The sequence below is a fragment of the Vibrio sp. YT-19(2023) genome (genome assembly GCF_033337395.1).
This window is the reverse complement of record NZ_JAWOQN010000168.1, coordinates 1-1,048: the sequence shown is the minus strand read 5'-3', so window position 1 is coordinate 1,048 and position 1,048 is coordinate 1. Positions and strand designations below refer to the sequence as shown.

The window sequence follows — 1,048 nt, the reverse complement described above, 5'->3', positions numbered from 1 at the left end:
CATCGATTGGTGATGGTGTTGGTCATTAATTCTCAAAGCTTTCTCCTGTCTACGCAAACGACATGTTGTTTGTCGCGAGCCGTGATGGTTTGGTGAAAGCGCTTGATCCAGAAAATGGTAAGCAATTATGGCAAACCGATCTGGAAGAAGACGTGATTGCTCGTCTGTCTGGCGGTATTACTGCGGCGTACGAACATCTTTACATCGGTTCTGAAAATGGTGAAGTGATTGCACTAAGCCAAGAAACTGGTGAAATCATTTGGCGCATTAAAGTCGGTGGTGAAGTTCTGGCGAAACCCGTTGCGGATTCAGGCTTGATCATCGTAAATACCAGCCGTGGTATGTTGATTGCTTTGGATGAAAGCTCTGGTGAGCAGCGCTGGGCACTAAGTACTGAAGTTCCAAACCTGACACTACGCGGAGACAGCACTCCAACTGCGATTGGTGGTGGTGTTTTCTGGGGTACAGCAAATGGTCGACTAGCGGCGGCGATTGTTGAACGTGGTCAATTGATTTGGCAACAACCAGTAGGCACACCGAAAGGCGCTACGGAAATTGACCGTCTGGTTGACGTTGACTCTTCTCCTATTGTACTGGGCGGAACTCTTTTCACCATTGGATACAATGGTCAGTTGATCGCTATTGATTTGCGTTCGGCTAACCCAATCTGGAAGCGTAATTATTCGTCAGCGAACGATATCGCAACGGATGGCAGTCGTATCTTTGTGATCACCGAAAAAGATCACGTGGTCGCGGTTGATGCTCGAAGCGGTACTGAACTGTGGGAAAATAGCCTATTAGAACACCGTCAGTTAACTGCGCCAGTTATCGTCGGTAACTATTTAGTTTTAGGTGATACCCTAGGTTACCTGCACTGGTTAGATCGTTCGACGGGTGAGTTCGTAGCTCAACAATTCGTTGATGACAGTGGTTTTGCGGTTGGTCCGACTCTATTGTCTGATGGTTATGTCATTACAACTCGCAACGGCGATGTAAAGAAACTAACCATTAACGAATAATATCGTGATATAATTCACATTCGGCTCCT

General features: G+C 46.7%; 1 pseudogene. It reads left to right on the top strand.

What is annotated here, in order from left to right:
- Positions 1–1,019, top strand: a pseudogene (gene bamB / locus R7E78_RS24655) (outer membrane protein assembly factor BamB); the annotation flags it as partial.
- Positions 1,020–1,048 lie beyond the last annotated feature (29 nt).